General features: G+C 62.8%; 28 protein-coding genes. 11 read left to right on the forward strand and 17 right to left on the reverse strand.

Annotated elements, in window-relative coordinates; translation table 11 throughout:
* Window positions 1-1181: dihydropyrimidinase (gene hydA / locus VGO12_RS15635; RefSeq protein WP_327513665.1), on the forward strand; the 1181-nt coding region annotated here is incomplete at its 5' end.
* Window positions 1182-1274: 93 nt separating this feature from the next.
* Here hydA and VGO12_RS15640 read toward each other — a convergent pair.
* Window positions 1275-1688, reverse strand: a complete 414-nt coding sequence (locus VGO12_RS15640; protein WP_327513666.1) for a cupin domain-containing protein — start codon at window positions 1686-1688, stop codon at window positions 1275-1277.
* A gap of 121 nt (window positions 1689-1809) precedes the next feature.
* Between VGO12_RS15640 and VGO12_RS15645 the strand changes: the two genes are divergently transcribed.
* From VGO12_RS15645 to VGO12_RS15685, 9 genes are all read left to right on the forward strand, one after another.
* Complete coding sequence (locus tag VGO12_RS15645; protein WP_327513667.1) at window positions 1810-2601, forward strand: ABC transporter ATP-binding protein; 792 nt, start codon at window positions 1810-1812, stop codon at window positions 2599-2601.
* On the forward strand, window positions 2591-3055 hold the full coding sequence (locus VGO12_RS15650; protein WP_327513668.1) for a GNAT family N-acetyltransferase: 465 nt from the start codon (window positions 2591-2593) through the stop codon (window positions 3053-3055). Before VGO12_RS15645 ends, VGO12_RS15650 begins: the two co-directional genes overlap by 11 nt.
* On the forward strand, window positions 3052-3387 hold the full coding sequence (locus VGO12_RS15655; RefSeq protein WP_327513669.1) for a hypothetical protein: 336 nt from the start codon (window positions 3052-3054) through the stop codon (window positions 3385-3387). Before VGO12_RS15650 ends, VGO12_RS15655 begins: the two co-directional genes overlap by 4 nt.
* A gap of 2 nt (window positions 3388-3389) precedes the next feature.
* On the forward strand, window positions 3390-4274 hold the full coding sequence (locus tag VGO12_RS15660) for an ABC transporter permease (protein WP_327513691.1): 885 nt from the start codon (window positions 3390-3392) through the stop codon (window positions 4272-4274).
* Window positions 4271-5140: an ABC transporter permease gene (locus tag VGO12_RS15665; RefSeq protein ID WP_327513670.1), complete on the forward strand. Its 870-nt coding sequence runs from the start codon at window positions 4271-4273 to the stop codon at window positions 5138-5140. Before VGO12_RS15660 ends, VGO12_RS15665 begins: the two co-directional genes overlap by 4 nt.
* Before the next feature lie 98 nt (window positions 5141-5238).
* Window positions 5239-6231, forward strand: coding sequence for an ABC transporter substrate-binding protein (locus tag VGO12_RS15670; protein WP_327513671.1), 993 nt, complete (start codon window positions 5239-5241; stop codon window positions 6229-6231).
* Between the two features lie 528 nt (window positions 6232-6759).
* On the forward strand, window positions 6760-7947 hold the full coding sequence (locus VGO12_RS15675; protein ID WP_327513672.1) for an efflux RND transporter periplasmic adaptor subunit: 1188 nt from the start codon (window positions 6760-6762) through the stop codon (window positions 7945-7947).
* Window positions 7948-7961: 14 nt separating this feature from the next.
* On the forward strand, window positions 7962-11276 hold the full coding sequence (locus VGO12_RS15680; RefSeq protein ID WP_327513673.1) for an efflux RND transporter permease subunit: 3315 nt from the start codon (window positions 7962-7964) through the stop codon (window positions 11274-11276).
* A gap of 138 nt (window positions 11277-11414) precedes the next feature.
* Complete coding sequence (locus tag VGO12_RS15685) at window positions 11415-12095, forward strand: Crp/Fnr family transcriptional regulator (protein WP_327513674.1); 681 nt, start codon at window positions 11415-11417, stop codon at window positions 12093-12095.
* A gap of 47 nt (window positions 12096-12142) precedes the next feature.
* Here the strand turns inward: VGO12_RS15685 and ureG are convergent, their stop codons facing one another.
* From ureG to VGO12_RS15760, 15 genes are all read right to left on the reverse strand, one after another.
* Window positions 12143-12754: an urease accessory protein UreG gene (gene ureG / locus VGO12_RS15690; RefSeq protein ID WP_327513675.1), complete on the reverse strand. Its 612-nt coding sequence runs from the start codon at window positions 12752-12754 to the stop codon at window positions 12143-12145.
* A gap of 63 nt (window positions 12755-12817) precedes the next feature.
* Window positions 12818-13489, reverse strand: coding sequence for an urease accessory protein UreF (locus tag VGO12_RS15695; RefSeq protein ID WP_327513692.1), 672 nt, complete (start codon window positions 13487-13489; stop codon window positions 12818-12820).
* Window positions 13482-13952: an urease accessory protein UreE gene (ureE, locus tag VGO12_RS15700; RefSeq protein WP_327513676.1), complete on the reverse strand. Its 471-nt coding sequence runs from the start codon at window positions 13950-13952 to the stop codon at window positions 13482-13484. Before ureE ends, VGO12_RS15695 begins: the two co-directional genes overlap by 8 nt.
* A 2-nt stretch (window positions 13953-13954) precedes the next feature.
* Complete coding sequence (locus VGO12_RS15705; RefSeq protein WP_327513677.1) at window positions 13955-14251, reverse strand: putative quinol monooxygenase; 297 nt, start codon at window positions 14249-14251, stop codon at window positions 13955-13957.
* A gap of 170 nt (window positions 14252-14421) precedes the next feature.
* Window positions 14422-14961 carry a peroxiredoxin gene (locus VGO12_RS15710; RefSeq protein ID WP_327513678.1) on the reverse strand — a complete coding sequence of 180 codons (540 nt, stop codon included), beginning with the start codon at window positions 14959-14961 and terminating at the stop codon, window positions 14422-14424.
* A gap of 178 nt (window positions 14962-15139) precedes the next feature.
* Complete coding sequence (locus VGO12_RS15715; protein WP_327513679.1) at window positions 15140-15811, reverse strand: TIGR02117 family protein; 672 nt, start codon at window positions 15809-15811, stop codon at window positions 15140-15142.
* A 15-nt stretch (window positions 15812-15826) separates the two neighbouring features.
* Window positions 15827-17539, reverse strand: a complete 1713-nt coding sequence (gene ureC / locus VGO12_RS15720; RefSeq protein ID WP_327513680.1) for an urease subunit alpha — start codon at window positions 17537-17539, stop codon at window positions 15827-15829.
* A gap of 3 nt (window positions 17540-17542) precedes the next feature.
* The gene (locus VGO12_RS15725) at window positions 17543-18166 is read right to left on the reverse strand and encodes a Urease operon accessory protein (protein WP_414650730.1); all 624 of its coding nucleotides are present in this window, start codon (window positions 18164-18166) and stop codon (window positions 17543-17545) included.
* A gap of 25 nt (window positions 18167-18191) precedes the next feature.
* Window positions 18192-18611, reverse strand: coding sequence for a lysozyme inhibitor LprI family protein (locus tag VGO12_RS15730; protein WP_327513682.1), 420 nt, complete (start codon window positions 18609-18611; stop codon window positions 18192-18194).
* Window positions 18608-18913 carry an urease subunit beta gene (locus VGO12_RS15735; protein WP_327513683.1) on the reverse strand — a complete coding sequence of 102 codons (306 nt, stop codon included), beginning with the start codon at window positions 18911-18913 and terminating at the stop codon, window positions 18608-18610. The genes VGO12_RS15730 and VGO12_RS15735 overlap by 4 nt, the downstream gene beginning before the upstream one ends.
* A 10-nt stretch (window positions 18914-18923) precedes the next feature.
* Window positions 18924-19178, reverse strand: a complete 255-nt coding sequence (locus tag VGO12_RS15740; RefSeq protein WP_327513684.1) for a DUF1272 domain-containing protein — start codon at window positions 19176-19178, stop codon at window positions 18924-18926.
* A gap of 39 nt (window positions 19179-19217) precedes the next feature.
* The gene (locus tag VGO12_RS15745; protein ID WP_327513685.1) at window positions 19218-19520 is read right to left on the reverse strand and encodes an urease subunit gamma; all 303 of its coding nucleotides are present in this window, start codon (window positions 19518-19520) and stop codon (window positions 19218-19220) included.
* A gap of 123 nt (window positions 19521-19643) precedes the next feature.
* Window positions 19644-20477: an urease accessory protein UreD gene (locus tag VGO12_RS15750; protein WP_327513686.1), complete on the reverse strand. Its 834-nt coding sequence runs from the start codon at window positions 20475-20477 to the stop codon at window positions 19644-19646.
* Between the two features lie 187 nt (window positions 20478-20664).
* A complete protein-coding gene (locus VGO12_RS15755; protein WP_327513687.1) occupies window positions 20665-21639 on the reverse strand; it encodes a D-glycerate dehydrogenase in 975 nt (324 codons plus the stop codon).
* Between the two features lie 144 nt (window positions 21640-21783).
* The gene (locus tag VGO12_RS15760; RefSeq protein WP_327513688.1) at window positions 21784-22794 is read right to left on the reverse strand and encodes an alpha/beta hydrolase; all 1011 of its coding nucleotides are present in this window, start codon (window positions 22792-22794) and stop codon (window positions 21784-21786) included.
* Window positions 22795-23014: 220 nt separating this feature from the next.
* Between VGO12_RS15760 and VGO12_RS15765 the strand changes: the two genes are divergently transcribed.
* On the forward strand, window positions 23015-23464 hold the full coding sequence (locus VGO12_RS15765; RefSeq protein WP_327513689.1) for a MarR family transcriptional regulator: 450 nt from the start codon (window positions 23015-23017) through the stop codon (window positions 23462-23464).
* A gap of 257 nt (window positions 23465-23721) precedes the next feature.
* Here the strand turns inward: VGO12_RS15765 and VGO12_RS15770 are convergent, their stop codons facing one another.
* Window positions 23722-24840, reverse strand: a complete 1119-nt coding sequence (locus VGO12_RS15770) for a branched-chain amino acid ABC transporter substrate-binding protein (RefSeq protein WP_327513690.1) — start codon at window positions 24838-24840, stop codon at window positions 23722-23724.
* Window positions 24841-24856: the final 16 nt, after the last annotated feature.

Consider the following 24856-nt stretch of genomic DNA (forward strand, 5'->3'; position numbering starts at 1 on the left):
TGCCCTCGCCCAACCAGTCGCTGCTCGAAGCGCTCACCATGTGGGACAACAAGTCGACCCGCGCCAATTGCGACTATTCCTTCCACATGGCGATCACCTGGTGGAGCGAGCAGGTCTTCAACGAGATGGAGACCATCGTCAGGGACAAGGGCATCAACACCTTCAAGCACTTCATGGCCTACAAGGGCGCGCTGATGGTGGACGACGACGAGATGTTCTCGTCCTTCCAGCGTTGTGCTGCCCTTGGCGCGCTGCCGCTGGTGCATGCCGAAAACGGCGACGTCGTCGCCCAACTTCAGGCGAAGCTGCTGTCTGAAGGCAACAACGGACCGGAAGCCCACGCCTATTCGCGCCCCGCCGAAGTCGAGGGCGAAGCCACCAACCGCGCGATCATGATCGCCGACATGGCCGGCTGCCCGGTCTACATCGTGCACACCTCCTGCGAGCAGGCGCACGAAGCGATCCGCCGGGCCCGCGCCAAGGGTATGCGGGTCTTCGGCGAGCCGTTGGTCCAGCACCTGACGCTCGACGAGACCGAGTATTTCAACAAGGACTGGGATCATGCGGCCCGCCGCGTGATGTCGCCGCCCTTCCGCAACAAGCTGCATCAGGACTCACTCTGGGCTGGCCTCGCCTCCGGTTCGCTGCAGGTGGTGGCGACCGACCACTGCGCGTTTACCTCCGAGCAGAAGCGCTTCGGCGTCGGCGACTTCACCAAGATCCCGAACGGCACCGGCGGCCTTGAAGACCGCATGCCGATGCTGTGGACCCATGGCGTCAACACCGGCCGCATCACCATGAACGAGTTCGTCGCGGTGACTTCGACGAACATCGCCAAGATCCTGAACATCTACCCGAAGAAGGGCGCCATCCTCGTCGGCGCCGATGCCGACATCGTCGTTTGGGACCCGAAGCGCTCAAAGACGATTTCCGCCAAGAGCCAGCAATCGGCGATCGACTACAACGTCTTCGAGGGCAAGGAGGTCAAGGGCTTGCCGCGCTTTACGCTCACCCGCGGCGTCGTCGCGATCGAGGAGAGCACCATCAAGACACGCGAAGGCCATGGAGAATTCGTCCGCCGTGATCCCTTCCCGGCGGTGAGCTCCGCCCTTTCGACCTGGAAGGAAGTGACAGCACCCCGCGCCGTCCAGCGCACGGGCATTCCGGCTACCGGCGTCTGAGGTCTCATGTTTCGCGGCTTGCACGTCTTCGCGCCGCTCTGTCCCACCGGACATGCCTCGCCACGTCGGTGGGGCACGTCGATGCGGGTGGCGTCAGGCGGGCACCAACCGATCGAGCTCGGGCAGAAGCACGACGCTTTCCTGTTCGTTCGGGTCGGTGCGCGCAATGACAGCCGAACAGGGGGCGTCCGAAAGGTTTGCCGGCAGATGCGGCACACCGGCCGGAATATAGAACATCTCGCCCGCACGTACGACGACGTGCTCTTCCAATCGCTCGCCGAACCAGGTGTGCGCCTCACCCGAAAGCACATAGATCGCCGTCTCGTGGCTCTCGTGCAGATGCGCCTTGGCGCGTGCACCTGGCGGGATCGTCAACAGGTGCATGCAGATGCCGGTCGAGCCGACCGTCTCGGCGGCAATACCCTCGAAATAGCTGAGCCCCTGCTTTCCGGCGTAGCCACTGCCCGGACGCACCAGCCGACACACAGGATTGGATGATCGAGACATGAGCGTTCTCCAGAATTCCCTGAAAAACCAGCAACAAACGCCGCCGCACACAAATCCGCGATTGCATGTTGCCGGTCCGGATAGCAGTCTGACACAGACCAGCCAGAATGAGTATTCGCCGATGACGTCCAATACCGCATCCGTGGTTTCGGCCCGGGACCTCTGCCTGACTTTCGACACCGCCGATGGACCGGTGCACGCACTGACCGGCGTGAACCTGGACGTTGCCAAGGGCGATTTCGTTTCCTTCATCGGCCCGTCCGGCTGCGGCAAGACGACGTTCCTCCGGGTCATCGCCGACCTCGAGAAGGCGACCTCCGGCACCATCAGCGTCAACGGCATGACGCCGGAGCAGGCGCGCAACAAGCGCGCTTATGGATACGTCTTTCAGGCAGCGGCGCTCTATCCCTGGCGCACCATCGAGAACAACATCGCCCTGCCCTTGGAGATCATGGGGTACTCGAGGGAAGAGAAGAAGGCACGCATCGAACGAACCCTCGACCTCGTCAACCTCACGGGCTTCGGCAAGAAATATCCCTGGCAGCTCTCGGGCGGCATGCAGCAACGCGCCTCGATTGCCCGCGCACTTGCCTTCGACGCCGACCTGTTGCTGATGGACGAGCCCTTCGGCGCGCTCGATGAAATCGTGCGCGACCACCTCAACGAACAACTGCTGAAGCTCTGGGCCCGCACCAACAAGACGATCTGTTTCGTCACCCACTCGATCCCGGAGGCCGTCTATCTCTCCACCAAGATCGTGGTGATGAGCCCGCGGCCGGGTCGCGTGACCGACGTGATCGAATCGCCCTTGCCGCGCGAACGCCCGCTCGGCATTCGCGAGACGCCGGAGTTCCTGGAGATCGCCCATCGCGTTCGCGAAGGCCTCCGCGCAGGACACAGCTATGACGAATAGCGCCGTGATCCGCCCGGCGGAGCGGACCGACATGGCCGCCTGCGCCGGCATCCTCAACCGCTGGATCGACGCCACGCCCTGGATGCCGCGCGTGCATGACCATGCCGACGTCGAGCGCTATTACGCCGAAACGGTCTTTGCCGAACGCAAGGTGATCGTCGCGGAAGAGATGAACGACGTCGCCGGTTTCCTTGCCTTGTCCGACGACCGCTATGTCACGGCGCTCTATATCGATGCGCCGCATCGCGGCGCCGGCATCGGTTCGCTGCTCGTGGAGGTCGCCAAGAACCTGTCCCCGGAGGAGCTCAATCTCTGGACATTCGAGAACAACCACGCCGCCCAGCGTTTCTATGAGAGCCAGGGTTTTCAGGCGGTCCGGCGCACCGACGGCGACAACGAAGAGCAACTGCCGGATATTCTCTACCGCTGGCGTGCCGGGGAGATCGAGGCATGAACCTCGCCTATGGCCTCTGGATGCTGCTGGCAACGACGATCTTCCTTGGCGGCGCGACTGCATCGCGCGCCTATGTCTCGAACAATCACCTCGGCATGCTCCTGCTCGCGCTCGGGCTCTACGTGATCGGCAACCTCATCATGGTGAAGCTGATGCGCGAGGGCGGCCTGGGGCTCGCCATCTCGCTTTCGGCGATCGTGCAGCTCGTGCTCGTCAACGTCATCGCCTTTGCGGTCTTTGGCGAACGGATGAGCCTCACGCAGGCCGCGGGCGTTTTTCTCGGCATCGTTGCCATGGGCCTGATGTTGTTCCCGGCAAGCGGAAAGGCATGAGCATGCAGGAACCAAGCTTCGTCCGCGACAAGTTGCTGCCGGTTGGCACCGTCGTCGTCCTGTTGATCGCCATCTGGTACGTCGCGGTCGTTTTCCTCAACGCCCCCTTCGAGCGCGATACGGCCGCGCGCAACGGCACCGAGATCACCTTCTCCGAGATTGCGCGCAACACCATGGCGCAGGAGCGGCCGGTGCTGCCGGCGCCGCACCAGGTGATCGCCGAGATCTGGGACACCACCTTCAACAAGGCGATCACCTCCAAGCGCAGCCTCGTCTACCACGCCTGGATCACGCTCTCGGCAACCCTGCTCGGCTTCGGCATCGGTGCAGCACTCGGCATCCTCTTGGCGGTCGGCATCGTGCATAACCGCGCCATGGACCGCTCGCTGATGCCCTGGGTGATCGCCAGCCAGACCATCCCGATCCTTGCGATCGCGCCGATGATCATCGTCGTCTTGAACGCGATCGGCATTTCCGGTCTCCTGCCGAAAGCGCTGATCTCGACCTACCTCTCCTTCTTCCCGGTGGTCGTCGGCATGGTGAAGGGACTGCGCAGTCCCGAGACGATCCAGCTCGACCTGATGCACACCTACAACGCTTCCTCCGCGCAAACCTTCTGGAAGCTGCGCTGGCCGTCGTCGATGCCCTATCTCTTCACCTCGCTGAAGGTCGCCGTCGCCATCTCGCTGGTCGGCGCCATTGTCGGCGAGTTGCCGACCGGCGCCGTTGCAGGCCTCGGCGCCCGGCTGCTCGCCGGCTCCTACTACGGCCAGACGGTGCAGATCTGGGCCGCACTCTTCATGGCGGCGGCCCTTGCCGCTGTGCTCGTCATGATCGTCGGCTTTGCCCACACCGCCGTCCTGAAGCGCATGGGAGCCAAGCCATGAATCTGCCCATCCTTGCAGCCGCGATCATCTTCTGGCTCGCCGCCTGGGCGTTCAACGAATGGCTGGTGCGCCAGAAATTCGCGAGCGATGTCGCCAACAGTGCGGCGCGCTTTGCCGTGCCCCTGCTCTTCGGCATCACCATCCTGGTGCTCTGGGAAGGCATCGTTCGGGGTTTCCAGGTCCCGTCCGTGCTTCTGCCGGCGCCCTCGATGATCTGGCAGAGGCTGATCAACTCGCTGCCGACGCTCGGCGCCGACTTCCGCCAGACTTTCCTGAAGGCGGTGCTGATCGGCTATGCGCTCGGCTGCGGCCTCGGCTTTGCCGTCGCGATCCTGATCGACCGCTCACCTTTCCTGCAAAAGGGCCTGCTACCGCTCGGCAATTTCGTTTCGGCTCTGCCGGTCATCGGCGTCGCGCCGATCATGGTCATGTGGTTCGGCTTCGACTGGCAGTCTAAGGTCGCGGTCGTCGTCATCATGACCTTCTTCCCGATGCTGGTGAACACGGTCGCGGGCCTTGCGGCCGCCAGCCACATGGAGCGCGACCTGATGCGAACTTACGCCGCCTCCTGGTGGCAGACGCTGGTCAAATTGCGCCTTCCGGCCGCCTGGCCCTTCATCTTCACCGCGCTCAAGATCAACTCGACGCTGGCGCTGATCGGCGCCATCGTCGCCGAGTTCTTCGGGACCCCCATCGTCGGCATGGGGTTCCGGATTTCCACGGAAGTGGGACGCATGAATGTCGACATGGTCTGGGCCGAAATCGCCGTCGCGGCGGTTGCAGGCTCCGCCTTCTACGGGGTGGTGGCTCTCATCGAGCGCGCCGTCACCTTCTGGCATCCTTCCATCCGCGGAGGGCGCGCCTGAGAAGACTGCCTGAGCAATGCCAGGAAAACTGTGAAACGGTTTTCCGTCCGGAATTGCGCAGTTGAAAGAAAATGAAGCAAAAACAAGAGGGAACTGACATGAACAAAAGACTTGCATCGCTTCTCGCCGCAGGCGTCTTTTCGCTCGCAGCGTTCCAGGCTGAAGCCGCCGAGAAGGTGACGCTGCAGCTGAAATGGGTGACCCAGGCGCAGTTTGCCGGCTACTACGTGGCCAAGGACAAGGGCTTTTACGAAGAGGAAGGCCTCGACGTCGACATCAAGCCGGGCGGACCGGATATCGCACCGGCGCAGGTGATCGCCGGCGGCGGCGCCGACGTCATCGTCGACTGGATGCCGTCTGCCCTTGCCACCCGCGAAAAGGGTGTCGCGCTCGTCAACATCGCCCAGCCGTTCAAGAAATCCGGCATGATGCTGACCTGCCTGAAGGAAACCGGCGTCACCAGCCCCGACAAGTTCAAGGGTCAGACCCTGGGCGTCTGGTTCTTCGGCAACGAGTATCCCTTCCTCTCCTGGATGTCGCACCTGAAGATCCCGACCGACGGCGGCCCGAACGGCGTGACGGTCCTGAAGCAGGGCTTCAACGTCGACCCGCTGATCCAGAAACAGGCCGCCTGCATTTCCACCATGACCTACAACGAGTACTGGCAGGTCACCGATGCCGGCATCAAGCCGGACGATCTGGTAACCTTCAAGTACGAGGACCAGGGCGTGGCGACGCTCGAGGACGGCCTCTATGTGCTTGAAGACAAACTGAAAGATGCGGCCTTCAAGGACAAGATGGTCAAGTTCGTGCGCGCCTCGATGAAGGGCTGGAAATACGCCGAACAGAACCCGGACGAAGCAGCCGGCATTGTGCTTGAAAACGACTCCACCGGCGCCCAGACGGAGAAACACCAGAAGCGCATGATGGGCGAAGTGGCCAAGCTTACCGCCGGCTCCAACGGCGCGCTTGATGAGGCCGACTACAAGCGCACGGTTCAGTCGCTGCTTTCGGGCGGCTCCGATCCGGTGATTTCCAAGGAGCCTGAAGGCGCCTTCACGCACGAGATCACCGACGCTGCGCTGAAGTAGAGCCGAAAGGCCGAGGGCCGAAACCAGAAGAGGGTCGCACGGCTCAGTATCGTGCGGCCCTCTTCCGTTTCAGCGGTCGTTCGCATCCGCCATGTTGCTGCCGGGTACCGGGCGTGGGGGTGGTATTCCGGCGAGCAACGACGCTACCGTTGCTTGCGACTGTCAAGATCGTGTCAAGATCGCAACCATAACTGCAGAACGCACCAAATATCGGCGCGCGAAGACTTTGCGCACCTTGTAAGCATCTGAGCCCGAGATTACATAGGCCACGATGTTTGTTGGAGGCAGGCATGACGGAGGACAATCCTATCCCGACCCCCTGCCTGCGGTAACCCGTCTCAGTTCCGCCCGCGTCTACGGTCTGATACCGTGCACGCGGAGCGCGAAGTGAGGAATACGCCATCTCCCGTTCCCGAGCGTTCACCGGGACGTTGTGGCGGTGCGGTAAAATTGCCTGATTGCCCGTGGATCCTGCGACAAGCGGAGATCCGCTTCGATTTTGTTTCCATTGCCGGGACCATGAAGCCGATGGCTCAAAAAGTATTGCCTGCTCTCAGCGTGTGCGCTGCGATAATGTTTGGTTCAGTTACGCCCGTGTGGGCCGAGGAACCTGCGCAACCGGCGGCCAAGCCGACCCTTCCCTCCATCGTGGTGACGGCGGCGGTCGACCAGCCGATCAGTGACAGGGTGGTTGCAACCGGCACCATTCAGGCGGTCGAGCAGGTCTATGTCGCGCCGATGGTGGACGGCCTTTCCATTCGTTCGCTCAATGTCGACGTGGGCGACAAGGTCGAGGCCGGCAGCGTCCTAGTGGTCCTCAACGACGACGCGCTTCGCCTGCAAAAAAGCGAGCTCGAGGCGGCGCTCGCCAAGGCCGAAGCCGGGCTGGCGCAACTGAACGCCCAGCTCACCGAAACCAGGGCCAACAACGACGAAGCCAAGCGGGTCAGCGATCGCGCCGCCGGGCTCTCCAAGAACGGAACGGTTTCGACCGCCGAAGCGGATCGGGTCCGCGCACTCTATATCGCGATGCAGGCCCGGGTTCGCTCCGCCGAACAGGCCGTCGCTGTCGCAACCGCCGACATCAAGGTGGCCGAGGCACAGATCGAAGACATCGACCTTCGCCTGACGCGCTCGGAGGTGAAGGCCCCCGTCGCTGGTGTGATCTCCGCCAAGAACGCCAAGATCGGCGCCATCGCCAATGGCAGCGGCGAGCCGCTGTTTGCGATGATCCGCGACGGCGCGATCGAAATGAAGGCAGATGTCGCGGAAGCCGACATCATCAAGCTCGCCGTTGGCCAGCCTGCCACCGTGACGCTTGCCGGCGGCAACACCAAGGTCGAGGGATCGATCCGCCTGATCGCTCCGACGGTCGATCCGGTAAGCCGCCTCGGCACCGTCTTCATCAGCCTCAACGACACCACGAAGGCGCGCGCCGGCATGTACGCAAGTGCGCTGATCACCGCCGAGCAGAAGCGGGCGGTGGTCCTGCCGCAGACAGCCGTTACCAACGAAAACGGTCGCACCATCGTTCGCAAGGTCGAAAACGGCGTCATCCGCATCCTGCCGGTCAAGACGGGGATTTCCGACGGCAAGTTCGTGGAAGTTCTCGAAGGCCTGACGGCCGGTGAAGAAGTCGTGGCGCGAGCCGGCGCCTATGTCCGCGACGGCGACCACATCAACCCCGTCAAGTCTGCTGAACCAGCGATGAACTGACAGGAACCGTGACCATGAACTTCTCAGCCTGGTCCATACGCAATCCGATCGCACCGATCCTTGCATTCTTCGTTCTGATGGTGCTCGGCTATCAGTCCTTCGTGTCGCTGCCGATCACCCGCTTCCCCAATATCGACGTGCCGATCGTCTCGATCAGCGTGGCCCAGAGCGGTGCCTCGCCTGCCGAGCTTGAAACGCAGGTCACCAAGGAAATCGAGGACGCGGTCGCCAGCGTCACCGGTGTCGACCACATCCAGTCGACGATCAACGACGGCACATCGACCACCGCCGTGATCTTTCGCATGGAAGTGCCGACAACCCAGGCCGTGCAGGACGTGAAGGATGCGATCGATCGCATCCGCAGCGACCTGCCGACCTCGATCGAAGAGCCGATCGTCTCCAAGGTCGATGTCGAAGGTCAGGCGATCCAGACCTTTTCGGTCTCGGCGCCCGGCATGTCGCTGGAAGAGCTTTCCTGGTTCGTCGATGATGTCATCAAGCGCGAAATCCAGGGGAAAAGCGGTATCGGCCGCGTCGATCGCTACGGTGGCGCCGACCGTGAAGTGCGTGTCGAACTCAACGAAGACAAGCTGAATTCGCTCGGCATCACGGCCGCCGACGTCAACGGCCAGCTGCGCCGCATGAACATGGACCTCGGCTCCGGCCGCGGCCAGGTGGGCGGCAGCGAGCAGGCGATCCGCACGCTCGGCGACGCCCGCAATGTCGACCAGCTCGCCAACACGATGATTTCGGTCCCGAGCGGCCGTTTCGTTCGCCTGTCCGATCTTGGCACGGTGACCGACACCTATGAGGAACCGCGCTCGTTCTCGCGCTTCAACGGCACCCCCGGCGTGACCTTCGCGGTTTTCCGCGCCAAGGGCGCCTCGGAAGTCAGCGTCGCCGAAACGGTCGCCAAGTCGCTCGAAAAGATCCGCGCGTCGAACCCGGATGTCACCATCGAGATGGTCGACGATTCCGTCTACTTCACCTACGGCAACTATGAAGCGGCGCTGCACACGCTGATGGAAGGCGCGCTGCTCGCCGTCATCGTCGTCATGCTGTTCCTGCGCAACTGGCGCGCCACGCTGATCTGCGCCGTCGCCCTGCCGTTGTCGGCAATTCCGACCTTCTGGGTCATGGAACTGCTCGGCTTCTCGCTCAATCTCGTCAGCTTCCTCGCACTGACGCTTGCGACCGGCATCCTCGTCGACGACGCCATCGTCGAGATCGAGAATATCGAGCGGCATATCCATATGGGCAAGTCGCCCTACAGGGCCGCGATCGAAGCGGCGGATGAAATCGGCCTCGCGGTGATCGCAACCACGTTCACGATCATTGCGGTTTTCATTCCGGTGTCGTTCATGCCGGGGATCGTTGGCCAATACTTCATCCAGTTTGGCCTGACCGTGGCAGTCTCGGTCTTCTTCTCGCTGCTCGTCGCACGCCTGATTACGCCCGTCATGGCCGCCTACATCATGCGTCCGTCCAAACTTGACGGGCATCATGCCCAGGACGGCACCTTGATGCGCGGCTACACGCGTCTCGTTCACGCGACGACGAAGCGCTGGTACATGCGCTACCTGACGGTGCTCATCGCAATCGGCGTGACCGTGGCCTCCATGGTCGCTCTGTTCATGTTCGTGCCCGGCGGATTCCTGCCTCCGGACGACACGTCGCGTGTCAGCCTGTCCGTCGAACTGGCGCCAGACGCCATGCTGGACGACACCGACCGGACGACCGCTCAGATCTACGAACGGGTCAAGGACCTGGACGGCGTCGAAAGCGTGTTCGTGCTTGGCGGCGCCTCGCCCAAGGGCGACCTGGAACTGCGCCGGGCCACCGTGACGGTGCTGCTGGAAAAGCGCGACCACTCGCTCCTCAACAAGGTCGTCAACGACGTCTTCGGCAAGCTGCCGGTCATTGGCCCATATTTGCCGAAGCTGCCGCCGTCGGGTCGCATCATTCCGCAGTCGCAGATCGAGAAGGAGATCTTTGCCCGCGTCCGCGATTTGCCGGATGTCAGGGTGATCAAGCTCAACGACCGCGGCGAGCGGGAACTGTCGTTCAATCTGCTTTCCAACAACGAAGCCGATCTCGACAAGGCCGTCGGCATTCTTGAAGGAAAGCTGCGCAGCGATCCGTTGCTCGCCAATGTCAGCCCGGACGGCGCACTTCCGCGTCCGGAGCTGCAGATCCGTCCGCGCGACGAGCAGATGTCGCGCCTCGGCATCACCACGGCGCAGATCTCGGAAGTCATCCGCGTCGCCACCATCGGCGACATCGACGCCGCCCTGACGAAAATTGCGCTCGATGGTCGGCTCATCCCGATCCGCGTTCAGATCAACCGCGATTTCCGCACGGATATCGCCGCGATCCGCAACCTGAAGATCCAGACCGCCTCGGGCTTGACGGTGCCGCTGTCGAGCGTCGCCGACATCAACTATTCCGAAGGCCCGAGTTCGATCAAACGCTACGACCGCAACCGCGTCGTGGCGCTCGGCGCGGATCTTCCGATCGGCGTGGCGCTCAACACCGCATCCGCGCGCTTCCTGCAGATTGCGGACGAAGCCAAGATGCCGTCAACGGTTCAACTGCTGAAGAGCGGCGACGCAGAGGTCGAAGAGGAAATGCAGCAAAGCTTCGTCAATGCGATGCTGCTCGGCCTGATGCTGGTGCTGGTGGTGCTGATCCTCCTGTTCAAGGATGTGATCCAGCCATTCACCATCCTGTTCTCGCTGCCGCTTGCGATGGGCGGTGTCGCAGCCGGACTGATCCTGACGCAGAATTCGCTGTCGATGCCGGTCTTGATCGGCATCTTGATGCTGATGGGTATCGTTACCAAGAACGCGATCCTGCTCGTCGACTTCGGTATCGAGATGATGCACCACGGCATGGACCGGACGCAGGCGATGATCGAAGCGGGCCGCAAGCGCGCCCGCCCGATCATCATGACGTCGATAGCCATGTCGGCGGGCATGCTACCCTCCGCGCTCGGCGTTGGCGAAGGCGGCTCGTTCCGCGCGCCGATGGCGATCGCGGTGATCGGCGGCATCATCGTCTCGACGATCCTCAGCCTCGTCGTCGTCCCATCCTTCTTCCTGATCATGGATGATCTGTCGCGATTGCTCGCCTGGGCTTTCGGGCGCTTCGTCGGCAAGAAGGACGAGGAGCATCTGCCGCTCGACCGCGAGGCCCTGACCGATCTCGTTCAGGAACAGGGCCGTACGATCGAAGGTCTTGAAGATCGGCTGAAATCACTCGAAACGGATCAGACCAAGGGCCGCTCCGGCGGCAAGGTGATCAACCACCCGGCCCTGGCGGCCGAGTAACCGGCCTTCTGACGATCGCACACAAGACGCCCGCGCCCCACAGGCGCGGGCTTTTTGTCGTCATGATTTGACCTCGATCAAATCATCCGCACGACGGGATCACTAACCTGCCGCTGATACTGACGCAGGACGAGTGTGATGAAGACGTTGCGACTGAACACAAACGACCGGGCGGTTCTGCTCGGCTCCGCCTTCTTCGAGAAGCTGCCGATGGCGACCTCGAACGCGGTCCTCGACGACGTCGTGGTGTCGACGCATGAAGAGCACGACGTTCTCTTTGCCCAGGGCGAACCGCTCGACCATGTCTTCTTCGTACTATCGGGTCTGGTGCGCCTCTACAGGCTGGGCAAGGATGGGCGCGAAGCGGATATCGCCGTGTTCCCGAAGGGTGAGCTTTTCGGTGAAAGCGCGATGTTCCTCGGCAATCGCGCCACGGCCAATGCGCAGGCGATCGACCACGCCATGCTGGCCCGGATCGACAGCCGCAAGCTGCGCCGGTTGGCCGAGCAGACGCCCGAAATCGCCGACGCGCTGATGCAGCTTCTGTGCCGGCACGCGCAGATGGCCGAGGATTGCCTGGCCGAAGACCGGTTGCTCACCGCGCCGCAGCGGGTGGCGAGCTACATTCTCGGAAACTGCCCCGACGGCATCACCAACTTCTCCTTCCGTCTGCCGTTCCAGAAGAACGTACTGGCCGGCAAGCTGGGACTTGCGCCCGAAGCCCTGTCACGAGCCTTCTCGGCCCTTCGTCGCTCGGGCGTGACCGTCAAAGGGCGGGTGATCGAAATCCACGACCGGCAGGCGCTGGAGCGCTTCTGACGTGCCGCCGAAGGCTCCGCGGTCAGAAGCCACGAGGTCCGGCGGCATCAAAGCCCGCCGTGCAGCCTCAGGAAATCGACGATCCGGTTGACGCCGTCGCCACGTTTCATGTCGGTGAAAACGAAGGGCTTTTCGGCCCGCATCCGGGTTGCGTCCCGCTGCATGACGTCGAGATCGGCCCCGACATAGGGCGCCAAGTCCTTCTTGTTGATGACGAGCAGGTCCGACTTGGTGATACCAGGTCCGCCCTTGCGCGGGATTTCCTCACCCTGGCAGACCGAGATGACGTAGATCGTCAGGTCGGCGAGGTCAGGCGAAAAGGTCGCCGCCAGATTGTCGCCGCCGGATTCGATGAAGACGACGTCAAGATCCGGAATGCGGCGGTTCAGGTCGGCGATCGCCTGAAGATTGATCGTTGCGTCCTCCCGGATCGCCGTATGCGGGCAACCGCCGGTCTCCACGCCGACGATACGCTCGGACGGCAGCGCCTGCATGCGAACCAGCGCTTCGGCGTCTTCCTTGGTATAGATGTCGTTGGTGACGACGGCGACGGAGTATTGCTCCCGCATCGCCTTGCACAATTTGTCGGTCAGCGCCGTCTTGCCCGAGCCCACCGGCCCGCCGATACCGATGCGAAGGGGACCGTTCTTCGATGCCATCTGTCTGTCCTTTCGAGAAGTCTCGGCAATTCCGGCAGGCGCTGGAATGGCCGGTTTGACATGTCACGAGCGGAAGAGCCGCGAATGCAGCGTCTCGTGTTTCAGGGCTGAGATATCGGCCATGATCGTGGCCGAGCCCAGGTCGTCGAGCGACGCGCAAGCAGCCTTGGCCGCGGTTTCAGCAATGATCGGTTCCAGCGCCGCGACCACACTGAGACCATCGCGCTGGCCTGTCACGCTGCAGCGGATCGCCACCGAAACGGCGTTCGAAACAGTGGCGTTGAGATAGGCGGCAAGCGCCGGCTCGAGACCGGTTTGATGCGCGGCGGCCACGACGCCGACCGCAACCGGATAGGCAAGTCCGTCGCCGATCGCATCGAGAACCGGATGCGGCCACGATCGCGCCGCGGTCAAAAACGCCTGCCCCTGCAGCATGGTCTCCGCTTGCCGTTCGCGGCTTCCCGCCAGCGCCTCGGCAAGTTCCGCTGCTGCGGCCAGCCGGGCGCTGTCGCCGACGGCGCGGTAGCCTTCGGCAAGAAGCACCGCATCGTTCCAGCCGAATCCGTGGCAGATCACCGTTTCGAGCCAGGCGCGAAGCTCTGTCGCGTCGGTGACCAGGGCATCGTGCACCGCCTGTTCGAGACCGCTCGAATAGGAGAAAGCGCCGACGGGAAAGGCCGGCGACATCCAGGTCGCAAGACGAAGCAGCGCTTGCGTATCGACCCGCTCAGCCATGGTGGTGGCTATGGCCGTGATTGTGGCCACCGCCATGATAGGCCCCACGCAACGGCTGGAAGGGCTCCGAAACGTCATTGACCTCGGCGCCGAGGCCGATAAGCATCTGACGGATCACCGGATCACGGCCAATCAGGATGCGGCGTGTCTCGACCTGCGCCGGCAGATGGCGGTTGCCGAGATGCCAAGCAAGCTCGATCAGGTGCAGTGGGTCGCGCGGCCGGATCTCATAGAGGTCTTCAGCTGCTGCGCGGATGCGGATATGGCCGCCGCCTTCAAGCACAAGCAGGTCGCCATCGGCCAGCAGCACCGCTTCCTTGAGGTCGAGCATCACCACGTCGTCGTTTTCCAGATGCAACAGCTTGCGCCTGAGATGCCGGGCATCGTGGGCGAGCGTGACGCTGTGAACCGGCGTCACATCGTGCGGCCCCGGCGATAGGACCCCGGTCGAACGGTAAGGCATCCCTAGAGCACCTCGACCTTTTCCGGCGTGACGAGCTCGATGCGCGCCTCGATGAGCAGATCGGCCATGGCCGCCTGAAAGGCCTTCAGATGTGGCTCTTCGAAATGCGCATCGACAGCCGCCTTGTCCTTCCAGGTCTCGACGAACACCAGCGTGTCGGGATCGGCGGGCTTGCGATAGAGGTCATAGGTGAGGCAGCCGGCCTCGCGGCGCGTCGCCTCGATCAGCGGTACCGACAGCGTTACCACTTCGTCTCCCTTACCGGGATGCGCGCTCAGGTAAGCGATAATGTAAACCATTGAACCCTCGATATCTTTTCGTGTCCGCCAGTGTATCAAGAAATAGCTCCGGCGCCAGTCGAAGCGTCGGTTTTCGACACCCTGCTCCACCCTCCGAACAACAAAAAGCCCGAAGACCGGATCCGATCTTCGGGCTTTTCCAAATCAGGAGCGGGAACCCTGTTGTCCCATTATGCGGCGAGCTTCTCGGACTTCAGCGCCTCGAGAATGTTCTGCGGCGCCGAAACGCCATAGGGGTCGCTGTCGCAGTTGTCGGAATAGCCTTCTTCCTCGAACCACTGCTCGACGACGCCGTTGTTGACGACGGCCGCGTAGCGCCACGATCGCATACCGAAGCCGAGATTGTCCTTGGCGACGAGCATGCCCATCTTGCGGGTGAACTCGCCCGAACCATCCGGGATCAGCTTGACGTTTTCGAGGCTCTGGGACTTGCCCCAGGCGTTCATGACAAAGGCGTCGTTGACCGAGATGCAATAGATCTCGTCAATGCCTTCGGCACGGAAATCGATGGTCAGCTTTTCGAAATCGGGCAGCTGGAAGGTCGAGCAGGTCGGCGTGAAGGCGCCCGGCAGCGAAAACAGCACGACGCGCTTGCCGGCGAAGTAGTCGTCGGAGGAAACGTCCTGCCAACGGAACGGATTGGAGCCGCCAACGGCCTCATCGCGGACACGGGTACGGAACGTTACAGCGGGAACTTTTCTGCCAAGCATCGTCATCTCCTTCAGTTCGGCTCTCGGTCGACAGGTTGTGGGAGGACCCTTGGCGACCGAGGAAAATCAGCCTTTCCCCTAGCGGAATTCCCGTTGCAAAGCAGCACGAAAGACCTCGATTCACATGCGGACATGGCAGCCATGCGGCGACCGCATGGCTCGCGCGCTTCGAAACGCCTCAGTTGTGCATGCGAAGTGATAGGCCAAGGCTCGGCGGCAACGCGTTCCACAGTCCTGTCCGCAGGCCCGCTTCGCGCAAGGCGCGCGCCGTCCAGGTGTTGCAGCCAAAAAGCGCGTTGAAGCTGCCTTCCGCCTCGAAGAAGCGGTCGTTGCCGTTGTAGGAGTAGCCGTCGACCCGAATGACGCCGCCTTCGTTTCGGATGAAACTCCGGGATATGAAGGCAAGCAGGCGGTCGTATCCAGCTTCGTCCAGTTCAAAGCTGGCGACAGACGGCTGCGGCTCGATGATCCGGCCGGCGATATCCACATGCATCACCGAACGGTCAAGCGTCAGCGCCTTGAAGACAGGCCCGGGCTTCAACTCGGACCAGGTCGGCGTCTCCAGATAAAAGGAGCGCCCTCCCCAGCCGAAGATCAACCACTGCGCCTGGGGATGGGCAAGCGGCACGCCGGCAGCTTCAACAAAGCCGAAGCGCGCGCGCGTCTCCACCGTCAGAGGCACCGCAATATCCGTATGGATCGGCCCCGAGAGCACCAGGATGCGCGTGCTCCCCGGTCCCGCCGCGGAAACGGATACAGGCAAGAACGGACGCGGGAGCAGCGTCCCAAGAACAACCGCCAGAACCGCTGCCAGCAGGCCACAGAAGACCCATTTCAGGCCGCGCCTCATGGTTGCCTTGCCCACTCAGAACAGGAAGTAGCGCTGCGCCATCGGCAGGACCGTCGCCGGCTCGCAGGTGAGAAGCTCCCCGTCGGCGCGCACTTCGTACGTCTCCGGATCGACCTCGATATGTGGCGTCAGGCTGTTGTGGATCATCGAGGCCTTGCCGATGCCGCCGCGGGTGTTCTTCACGGCAACCAGCTTTTTGCCAACGCCGAGCTTGGCGGCAAGGCCCGCATCGAGCGAGGCCTGCGACACGAAGGTGACGGACGAGCTCGTGCGGTTCTTGCCGTAGGCGGCAAACATCGGCCGATAGTGCACCGGCTGCGGCGTCGGGATGGAGGCGTTCGGGTCGCCCATCGGCGCCATGGCGATCGAGCCGCCGAGCAGCACGAAGTCCGGCTTCACGCCGAAGAAGGCCGGGTTCCAGATAACGAGGTCGGCACGCTTGCCGACCTCCAGCGAGCCGATCTCATGGCTAAGGCCGTGCGCGATCGCCGGATTGATGGTGTATTTGGCGATGTAGCGCTTCACCCGGAAATTGTCGTTGTTGCCGGTTTCCTGCGGCAGGGCCCCGCGCTGGCGCTTCATCTTGTCGGCCGTCTGCCAGGTGCGGATCGCCACTTCGCCGACGCGGCCCATGGCCTGGCTGTCGGAGGAAATGATCGAAAAGGCGCCGATATCGTGCAGGATGTCTTCGGCCGCGATTGTTTCCTTGCGGATGCGGCTTTCGGCAAAGGCGATGTCTTCGGGGATCGACGGCGACAGGTGATGGCAGACCATCAGCATGTCGAGGTGCTCGGCGAGCGTGTTCCTGGTGTAAGGTCTCGTCGGGTTGGTCGAGGACGGGATGACGTTCGGCTGGCCGCAGATCTTGATGATATCGGGCGCATGACCGCCGCCCGCCCCCTCCGTGTGGAAGGCGTGGATGGTGCGGCCCTTGATCGCCGCGATCGTATCTTCCACGAAGCCGCTCTCATTCAGCGTGTCGGTGTGGATCATCACCTGCACGTCGTATTCGTCGGCAACGCCAAGGCAGCAATCGATCGCCGCCGGCGTCGAGCCCCAGTCCTCGTGCAGCTTCAGCGCCGTGGCGCCGGCAAGCACCATCTCGACGAGTGCACCCGGGCGGGAGGCGTTGCCCTTGCCGGCAAAGGCTATGTTCATCGGAAAACCGTCGGCGGCTTCGATCATGCGGGCAAGATGCCAGGGACCGGACGTGCAGGTGGTCGCAAGCGTGCCGTGCCCGGGTCCCGCGCCGCCGCCGAGCATGCAGGTAAGGCCGCTCACCAGCGCTTCCTCGATCTGTTGCGGGCAGATGAAGTGAATGTGGCTGTCCATGCCGCCGGCGGTCACGATCTTGCCTTCGCCGGCGATCACCTCGGTACCTGGACCGACAACGATGGTGACTCCCGGCTGCGTGTCCGGATTGCCGGCCTTGCCGATGCCTGCGATGCGACCGTCCTTGAGGCCGATATCGGCCTTGACGATGCCCCAGTGGTCGACGATCAGCGCATTGGTGATGACCGTATCGACAGCGCCCTCGGCGCGCGTTGCCTGGCTCTGCCCCATGCCGTCGCGAATGACCTTGCCGCCACCGAATTTCACCTCCTCGCCATAGGTGGTGAAATCCTTCTCGACCTCGATGAAGAGCTCGGTGTCCGCAAGCCGCACCTTGTCGCCGGTGGTCGGGCCGAACATGTTGGCATAGGCCGCGCGCGACATCTTGTAGGGCATGGTTCAGGCTCCTTGGGACGAGGAAGAGATTGGATGGAGGCGGCGAAGGCGACCACTTGCCGCCAGCGCGTCGACATGGCGGCGCTCGGCGGCAAAGGGATGCCATTGCCAGCCAACGTGGCCGAAGCCTGCGAGCACGACGTCATCGCCGGCGGTAGCGAGATGCTTCAGAATATCGGCAATGACGATCATGCCGCTCGATGGCACGACGTAGGGATCGGGTGATAATCCGGCGAGTTCACGATCCAGCTCGTCATGCACGGCCAAAGGCACGATGCGGAAGCGCCGGTCTGTCGAGCGGCAGAAGCTCTCGAAGCCCGTGGTGTAATCGTCGCAGAAATCGTCGAGGTCCGGATGGGTTTCGGCAAGCCCTTGCCGCATCGCCGCAAATTTCTCACCCGAGCGCACGCACCAGATTTCGCGCGCCTGCCGCACGGCCGCATTCGTCTTCCAACAGCCGCCGCCGAGCATGGCAAGCCCCGGACGTCCCGTGTTGCAGACGGCAACGATATCGGTCTTCTGGCCACCGGAGCCGACAGAGCGGCAATCGTTGAAACGCACGACGATGTCGGCGGCATCGATCGCAGCGCCGGTGCCGTCGGGCACGTCGCCATTGCCAACGATCATGATGGTGCGCCCGCCGCTCAACGGTCTAGTTCCCATCCGGTTCGGCGATTGCCTTGAGTTCTTTCGTGCGCGCCTTGGTCAGCTCGGCAAGGCACCCGGAGACGAGCATGGGCTCCATCGAGCCGCCGCGCGCTTCGAACCCCGCAAGCTCGCACTGTCCGTCGCGGTATCCGATCCAGGCGCGTTGCGCCTTCTTCAGCGCCGCCTGTGCTCCGACATAGTCGGCATTGATCTCCGCGAGTTCCGCGTCCTGGGCCTCGGTTGCCGCCAGCGCCTGCCTGTAGATCTCGTTCAACTCACCATCGGCCGCCTCGTAGTCCTGGTTGGCGCAGCTGTTCATGTCCATTTGCGTCACCGCGTTCTCGCAGTCGGTCTTCTCCTCCTGCGCCATCGCCGGCACGGCCGACAGGATGATAGCGGCGGCAAGCACTTGAAGCCGCCTCATAGCTTGCCCATCACCTGCTGGCGGAAACCGTAGACCTCGCGCTTGCCCGACAGCGGGATCAGCGTCACCTGCCGCGTCTGGCCCGGTTCGAAGCGGACCGCCGTCCCTGCGGGAATGTCGAGCCGCTTGCCGTAGGCAGCCGGACGATCGAACGTTAGTCCGGCATTGGTTTCGGCGAAATGATAGTGGCTGCCCACCTGGATCGGGCGGTCGCCGGTGTTGGCGACCTCGATGACAGTCGTGTCCAGCCCGACATTGAGCTCGATTTCGCCGGTGGCGGCGATGACTTCTCCTGGGATCATGTCTCTCTCCTCAAGCGGCCCTGGTATCGGCGCAGCCGTCGGACTTCAGCACGCGCTCGGTGGATGCCGGGTATTTTTCAAGCAGTACGGCCGGGCGCACCGGACGCCGGGTGAAGTCGCCGCCGCAATTCGGGCAGACGCCGCCAAGCGGCCCCTCTGCGCAATCGGCGCAGAAGGTGCACTCGAAGGTGCAGATCATCGCCTCGCGGCTATCCGTGGGGAGATCTTTGTCGCAGCACTCGCAATTGGGGCGCAGGGCCAGCATGTTTGCCTCCTTTGATCTCCGGGACGGGTGTCGTCGCCGTCAGCGGATCGGTTCGTGGACGGTGACGAGCTTGGTACCGTCCGGAAACGTCGCTTCGATCTGGATGTCGTGGATCATCTCCGCGATGCCTTCCATCACCTGCTCGCGGGTTAGCACGTGAGCACCGGCCTCCATCAGTTCGGCAACCGAGCGGCCGTCGCGGGCGCCTTCGACCACAAAGTCTGTGATCAGCGCGATCGCCTCGGGATGGTTGAGTTTCACGCCGCGCTCCAGGCGCCGGCGGGCAACCATCGCCGCCATGGAGATCAACAGCTTGTCCTTTTCGCGCGGAGTCAGATTCATGCGGGTTCACCGGTTGCTCGTGGATGGCCGTTCCAGGAAAGTGATGTGTTCTTCCCGCTGGCACGGCATGGTTTCAAGACGCAGGATCATGTCTCTGTTTCGCAGAAAACAGCAGAAATGAGCCTAGAGAACCCAGACTTTCGGCACTGTCTTCTGCATGCGCAAGTGCGAAATAACCGGGATCAGGATTTTTCTAAGGGCGAAGCCATCGGCTGCGGCGAAGCGTGCAACGAGCTTGTCGCGACCGCCGACCGCAAGGTGGCTCACGCCGACACCGCCTTCGCCGTCAAGCAGGGCGCGAAGACGCGCAAGCTGTGCTTCGCAGTCGGCGCCGACATAGATCAGTGTTGCAAAGGCAGCGGCACCTCGAAGCACCGCCGATCGCGCGCCAAGGCGGGCGATCTCGTCCGCCAGCAGGAGATTGTCGGCGTGCAACAGCCGGCCTTCGGTGCGAATGCGCCAGCGATCGCGAAAGAGCCCCGCATGGACCGCCTCGCCCATCGCCTTTCGGCCGAGAAGCACCGCCTCCACGGCGAGAAACGTGGCATCGGCGGCAAGATCGACGTCCAGCGAGCGCGAAAGGGATGCACGGTCAAACAGGATCGTCTCCTGCGGCAGCCAGTCGACGCGGGCGCCGCTGGCAACCTCGATGCGGCTTGTCACTTCGACCGTTCCGGCACTCGCCTTGTAGATCTTTTCACACGCCTGGGTCGTCACCGTCACTTCGGTTCCAGCCCCCGCTGCCACCTCCCAGATCATGCGATCGCCGCCGGTAAGCCCGCCGGAAGAGTTGATGAGCACCGCTTCCATGGCGGTGTCGAACGTCTTCGGCAGCCGGATCTTGGCGCAGCCTTCCTGGTAGAGTTCGGCAAGGCGGCTGCGGCCAAGCGCGGACTTGGCGACCAGCCGGCCCTTACCCCAGGCCCTCTGCGGGGCGATGATTGCCGCGTTGCTCATGGGTGTTCGCCGAACCAAGCCTTCCACGTCTGTCGACCACGGCTGCCTGTTCCGCCGAAGGGATGGCAAAGGTCGATTGGACCTATCGTCTGCATCAGGGCGCAGCAAGTCAAGCTATTGTTTTGCAAAGAAAATCACCAGATCGCCGCTTTTGCGGGCACGCAATGCACAGGAATGCAGCAACCGCTCAGGCCACACGGTCGGGCGGTTCGCGCCCGGCGAAGAAGGCCGTGATGTTGTCGACGACCTTCATGCCCATGGCGACCCGCGTTTCCTCCGTGGCACTTCCCAGATGCGGCAACAGCACGACGTTTTCGAGTTCCCGCAGCGCCTCCGGCACATTCGGCTCGGCTTCGAAGACGTCAAGACCGGCGCCGCGGATGACGCCATTTCGAAGAGCGTCAACCAGCGCCGTTTCATCGACCACGTCACCGCGCGCGGTGTTGACGAGATAGGCGTGCCTTTTCATCATCGCCAATCGTTCGGCGTTGATCAGATGCCGGTTCTCTCCGCCGCCGGGGCAATGCAGCGACACGAAGTCGGCGGCTTTCAGCACGTCCTCCACCGTCTCGAGCTGACGGGCGCCGTAGCGGCTCGCCTCCGCCGGGTCGATCCGCGAGCGGTTGTAAAAGACGACATCCATATCGAAGCCGAAATGGCAGCGCTTGGCCATCGCCTTGCCGATCCGGCCGAAGCCAACGATGCCAAGCGTCTTGCCGGTGACCTTAGCTCCGATCATGTGGGTCGGGCGCCAACCACTCCACTGACCGGCCCTGACCTCCCGTTCGCCTTCACCCGCCCTGCGCGCGACCGAAAGCAGCAGCGTCATGGCGATATCGGCGGTGCAGTCGGTCAGGACGCCGGGCGTGTTGGTGACCACGATGCCAGCGGCCTTGGCGGCAGCGACGTCGATATGATTGTAGCCGACACCGTAGTTGCCGAGGATCTTCGCCTTCAGACCGCCGCCGGAAAAAAGGTCGGCCGGAAGACGATCGGAAACGGTCGGCAGGACGGCGTCATGGGAGCGGAGCGCAGCGGCAAGACCGGCAGGGCTCATCGGCAGGTCTGCTTCATTCAGCGTTGTTTCAAAGCGCTCTGACAGCACCTGCTCCACGGCCTGCGGCCAACGACGCGTGACGAGAATGCTGGGCTTCGAACTCATGACGGTCTCCGGATCAGAATCATCCGGCGATAGTGCACGAAACTTCGCCTGGCGACAGCCACTCCGGCGCGCGAAACAGCTGTTACGAAAAGCAGAGGGAGGCACCGTCGCCGGCACCTCCCTCCAATCTTCAGCCCCGGACGATCACGACCGCGCGAAGGCGAGCAGGTCGGCGTTGAGCTGGTCCTTGTGGGTGTCGGTGATGCCGTGCGGCGCGCCGGCATAGACCTTGAGCTCCGCATGCGGCACGAGCTTCTTCGAGGCCTTCGCCGCCGCATCGATCGGCACGATCTGATCGTCGTCGCCGTGGATGATCAGCGTCGGCACGTCGAATTTCTTCAGGTCCTCGGTAAAGTCTGTCTGCGAGAAGGCGACGATAGAGTCATAGGTATTCTTGTGCCCGGCGGTCATGCCCTGCAGCCAGAAGCTGTCGATCATGCCTTGAGACGGCACGGCGCCCGGGCGGTTGAAGCCGAAGAACGGACCGGACGCGATATCACGGTAGAGCTTCGAGCGATCCTTGAGGCTTGCCGCCTGCAGGCCGTCGAACACCTGCTTCGGCAGTCCGCCGGGGTTCTTGTCGGTCTTGACCATCAACGGCGGTACCGCCGAGATCAGGCCGGCTTTGGCCACGCGGCTCGTGCCATGGCGGCCGATATAGCGGCTGATCTCGCCGCCGCCGGTGGAAAAGCCGGCAAGGAAGACGCCCTTCAGATCGAGCGCATTCATGAGGTCGGCGAGGTCGTCGGCATAGTGATCCATGTCGTTGCCGTCCCAGGGCTGCGACGAGCGACCATGGCCGCGCCGGTCATGGGTGACGACGCGAAAACCGTTGGCTGCAAGATGAAAGGCCTGAGCTTCCCAGCTGTCCGACGACAGCGGCCAGCCATGGCTGAGCACGACGACCGGGCCGTCCTTCGGACCCCAGTCCTTGTAATAGATCTCGACGCCGTCACGGGTGACGATGCGGCTGCCGGAAGCACCTGCTGCCTGCGGCGCGCCCTCGCCGCCGGATGCGGACGGCGCATCAGCGGCTTTGGCCGGGCGGCTCGCGGCCGTCACGGCGGCCGCCGTGGCTGCAGCGCCAAAGGCTGCCGAAAGAACGTTGCGCCGGGAGATGCTGCTGGTCTCGACCTTGCTGACTGCCTTGCTCATGGAACGGGTTCCTTTTTGCGTGCGGGCCATGCCGCGTGTAATTTATTTAGCGATTAAATCGTGCACGATACAAAAGGATAGAAGGCTCCTTTTTTTGAGTCGTTTAATTGTATTGCCAACGATTAGATCGTGCACGATATTTATAACGACGCAGCAAGGCTGTCAATACCTTGCGATTATATCGCGGACGATTTAATTTCGTGGAGACAGGAGAACCCGAATGGCCGACACGCAAAACACCGACGACGATCCGCTGGCGCTCGACAGCTTTCTCTGCTTTGCGGTCTATTCCGCAAACCACGCCTTCACGCGGATCTACAAGCCGCTGCTCGAAAGCCTCGACCTCACCTACCCGCAATATCTGGTCATGGTGGTGTTGTGGGAGAAGGACGACCGGACCGTCGGTGGGCTCGGCGAACGGCTGTTTCTGGAATCAAGCACGCTGACGCCGTTGCTGAAACGCCTGGAGGCCGCGGGCTACATTGCCCGGGTCCGCGACAAGGCGGACGAGCGGCAAGTTCGGGTCCAGCTGACGGACATGGGCAAGGCTCTGCGCAGCAAGGCGATCAGCGTGCCCCGCGACCTCACCGAGGCGACGAAACTTGCGTCCGAAGACCTCGATCGCCTGCGTGCGGAAGTCTCGGCGCTGCGTGACACGCTGCTGAAATAGCGCTGCCTCCGGGCCAAGGCCCATCGCACGATGTGCACCGCCATCTTTTTTTCGACAGCACCCCGCGGCGGGAATGAGCGATGCTGAATGATCGCTGGTGCCTCGACAGCACCACGAGCCTTATCAGGCGCGCGAAGGGCGCTGTAGAACTTTGAATTTGTGCATGAGGGACCGAAAACAAGAAAGCCCGGCGATCGCTCGCCGGGCTGCTTTGGATTGAACGCTTTACAGCGTCCGGAACAGCGTCCGGAACGAGACTACTCGTTCTGGAAGTAGCTGTACTTGCCGTCGTCACCCTTCTTCCAGGTGTACATGACGTAGTCCGGACGGGTGATGTCGCCCTTTTCGTCATAGCCGAGGTCGCCGATCGCGGTCTTGAACGGTCCCTTTGCCTTGATGGCTTCGGCAACTGCCTGCGGGTCGTTGCCGCCGGAAGCCTTTGCAGCTTCAGCGATGACCTGGAGAGCGGCATAGGCGTAGAGCGTGTAGGCTTCCGGCTCGAAGCCGGCAGAGCGGAACTTCTCGACGAGTTCCTTGGCAGCCGGGTTCTTGCGCGGATCCGGAGCAAAGGTCATCAGCGTACCGTCAACGGCGTCGCCGGCGATCGAGGCCAGTTCGTTCGAAACGATACCGTCGCCCGACATCAGGGTGGCCTTCAGGCCCTGGTCCTTCATCTGGCGCATGATCAGGCCGGCTTCGGTGTGCAGACCGCCGTAATAGACGATCGAAACGCCGGCTTCCTTCATCTTGGCGATCAGAGCCGAGAAGTCCTTGTCACCGGTGTTGATGCCTTCATAGAGGGCTTCGGTGAGGCCGGCTTCGTTCATCGACTTCTTGGTTTCGTCGGCAAGGCCCTGACCGTACGGGGTCTTGTCGTGAATGACGGCGATCTTCGCGTCCTTGAAGTTGGCAGCAAGGTAAGCGCCGGCAACAGCGCCCTGCTGGTCGTCACGGCCGCAGGTGCGGAACGTGTTCCAGAGGCCGCGCTCGGTGAACTGCGGGTTGGTGGAGGCCGGCGTTACCTGCAGGATGCCGTTTTCGGCGTAGACTTCCGAAGCCGGGATCGACACGCCCGAGTTGAAGTGGCCGACTACGAACTTCACGCCGTCAGCGACGAACTTGTTGGCGACCGAAACGCCCTGCTTGGCGTCAGAAACGTCGTCGCCGAGCACAACCTTGATCTGTTCCCCATTGATACCGCCGGCAGCGTTGATGTCGGCTGCGGCCTGCTCTGCACCTTTCTGGAGCTGTGCACCGAAGGCGGCGTTCGGGCCAGTCAGCGGGCCGGCGACACCAACGAGAATATCAGCCCAGGCGCTGCCGCTGAAGGCAACCATAGCCGTCAGCGCGACCGCCGACAGAAGAGACTTTTTCATCTTGTTACTCCCAATT

The organism is Ensifer sp. (assembly GCF_035999135.1).
In the GTDB taxonomy this organism is placed as follows: Bacteria; Pseudomonadota; Alphaproteobacteria; order Rhizobiales; family Rhizobiaceae; genus Ensifer.

Excerpts from the sequence above, each read along its gene's own strand:
- ureE (WP_327513676.1), bottom strand. The coding sequence starts at position 13,952 with ATGCCTTACCGTTCGACCGGGGTCCTATCGCCGGGGCCGCACGATGTG.
- VGO12_RS15750 (WP_327513686.1), bottom strand. The coding sequence starts at position 20,477 with ATGAGCAACGCGGCAATCATCGCCCCGCAGAGGGCCTGGGGTAAGGGC.
- VGO12_RS15670 (WP_327513671.1), top strand. The coding sequence starts at position 5,239 with ATGAACAAAAGACTTGCATCGCTTCTCGCCGCAGGCGTCTTTTCGCTC.
- VGO12_RS15655 (WP_327513669.1), top strand. The coding sequence starts at position 3,052 with ATGAACCTCGCCTATGGCCTCTGGATGCTGCTGGCAACGACGATCTTC.
- ureC (WP_327513680.1), bottom strand. The coding sequence starts at position 17,539 with ATGCCCTACAAGATGTCGCGCGCGGCCTATGCCAACATGTTCGGCCCG.
- VGO12_RS15725 (WP_414650730.1), bottom strand. The coding sequence starts at position 18,166 with ATGATCGTTGGCAATGGCGACGTGCCCGACGGCACCGGCGCTGCGATC.
- VGO12_RS15770 (WP_327513690.1), bottom strand. The coding sequence starts at position 24,840 with ATGAAAAAGTCTCTTCTGTCGGCGGTCGCGCTGACGGCTATGGTTGCC.
- VGO12_RS15765 (WP_327513689.1), top strand. The coding sequence starts at position 23,015 with ATGGCCGACACGCAAAACACCGACGACGATCCGCTGGCGCTCGACAGC.
- VGO12_RS15710 (WP_327513678.1), bottom strand. The coding sequence starts at position 14,961 with ATGCTTGGCAGAAAAGTTCCCGCTGTAACGTTCCGTACCCGTGTCCGC.
- VGO12_RS15735 (WP_327513683.1), bottom strand. The coding sequence starts at position 18,913 with ATGATCCCAGGAGAAGTCATCGCCGCCACCGGCGAAATCGAGCTCAAT.
- VGO12_RS15730 (WP_327513682.1), bottom strand. The coding sequence starts at position 18,611 with ATGAGGCGGCTTCAAGTGCTTGCCGCCGCTATCATCCTGTCGGCCGTG.
- VGO12_RS15715 (WP_327513679.1), bottom strand. The coding sequence starts at position 15,811 with ATGAGGCGCGGCCTGAAATGGGTCTTCTGTGGCCTGCTGGCAGCGGTT.
- VGO12_RS15705 (WP_327513677.1), bottom strand. The coding sequence starts at position 14,251 with ATGGTTTACATTATCGCTTACCTGAGCGCGCATCCCGGTAAGGGAGAC.
- VGO12_RS15755 (WP_327513687.1), bottom strand. The coding sequence starts at position 21,639 with ATGAGTTCGAAGCCCAGCATTCTCGTCACGCGTCGTTGGCCGCAGGCC.
- VGO12_RS15650 (WP_327513668.1), top strand. The coding sequence starts at position 2,591 with ATGACGAATAGCGCCGTGATCCGCCCGGCGGAGCGGACCGACATGGCC.
- VGO12_RS15645 (WP_327513667.1), top strand. The coding sequence starts at position 1,810 with ATGACGTCCAATACCGCATCCGTGGTTTCGGCCCGGGACCTCTGCCTG.
- VGO12_RS15665 (WP_327513670.1), top strand. The coding sequence starts at position 4,271 with ATGAATCTGCCCATCCTTGCAGCCGCGATCATCTTCTGGCTCGCCGCC.
- ureG (WP_327513675.1), bottom strand. The coding sequence starts at position 12,754 with ATGGCATCGAAGAACGGTCCCCTTCGCATCGGTATCGGCGGGCCGGTG.
- VGO12_RS15660 (WP_327513691.1), top strand. The coding sequence starts at position 3,390 with ATGCAGGAACCAAGCTTCGTCCGCGACAAGTTGCTGCCGGTTGGCACC.
- VGO12_RS15740 (WP_327513684.1), bottom strand. The coding sequence starts at position 19,178 with ATGCTGGCCCTGCGCCCCAATTGCGAGTGCTGCGACAAAGATCTCCCC.
- VGO12_RS15760 (WP_327513688.1), bottom strand. The coding sequence starts at position 22,794 with ATGAGCAAGGCAGTCAGCAAGGTCGAGACCAGCAGCATCTCCCGGCGC.
- VGO12_RS15695 (WP_327513692.1), bottom strand. The coding sequence starts at position 13,489 with ATGGCTGAGCGGGTCGATACGCAAGCGCTGCTTCGTCTTGCGACCTGG.
- VGO12_RS15685 (WP_327513674.1), top strand. The coding sequence starts at position 11,415 with ATGAAGACGTTGCGACTGAACACAAACGACCGGGCGGTTCTGCTCGGC.
- VGO12_RS15675 (WP_327513672.1), top strand. The coding sequence starts at position 6,760 with ATGGCTCAAAAAGTATTGCCTGCTCTCAGCGTGTGCGCTGCGATAATG.
- VGO12_RS15745 (WP_327513685.1), bottom strand. The coding sequence starts at position 19,520 with ATGAATCTGACTCCGCGCGAAAAGGACAAGCTGTTGATCTCCATGGCG.
- VGO12_RS15680 (WP_327513673.1), top strand. The coding sequence starts at position 7,962 with ATGAACTTCTCAGCCTGGTCCATACGCAATCCGATCGCACCGATCCTT.
- VGO12_RS15640 (WP_327513666.1), bottom strand. The coding sequence starts at position 1,688 with ATGTCTCGATCATCCAATCCTGTGTGTCGGCTGGTGCGTCCGGGCAGT.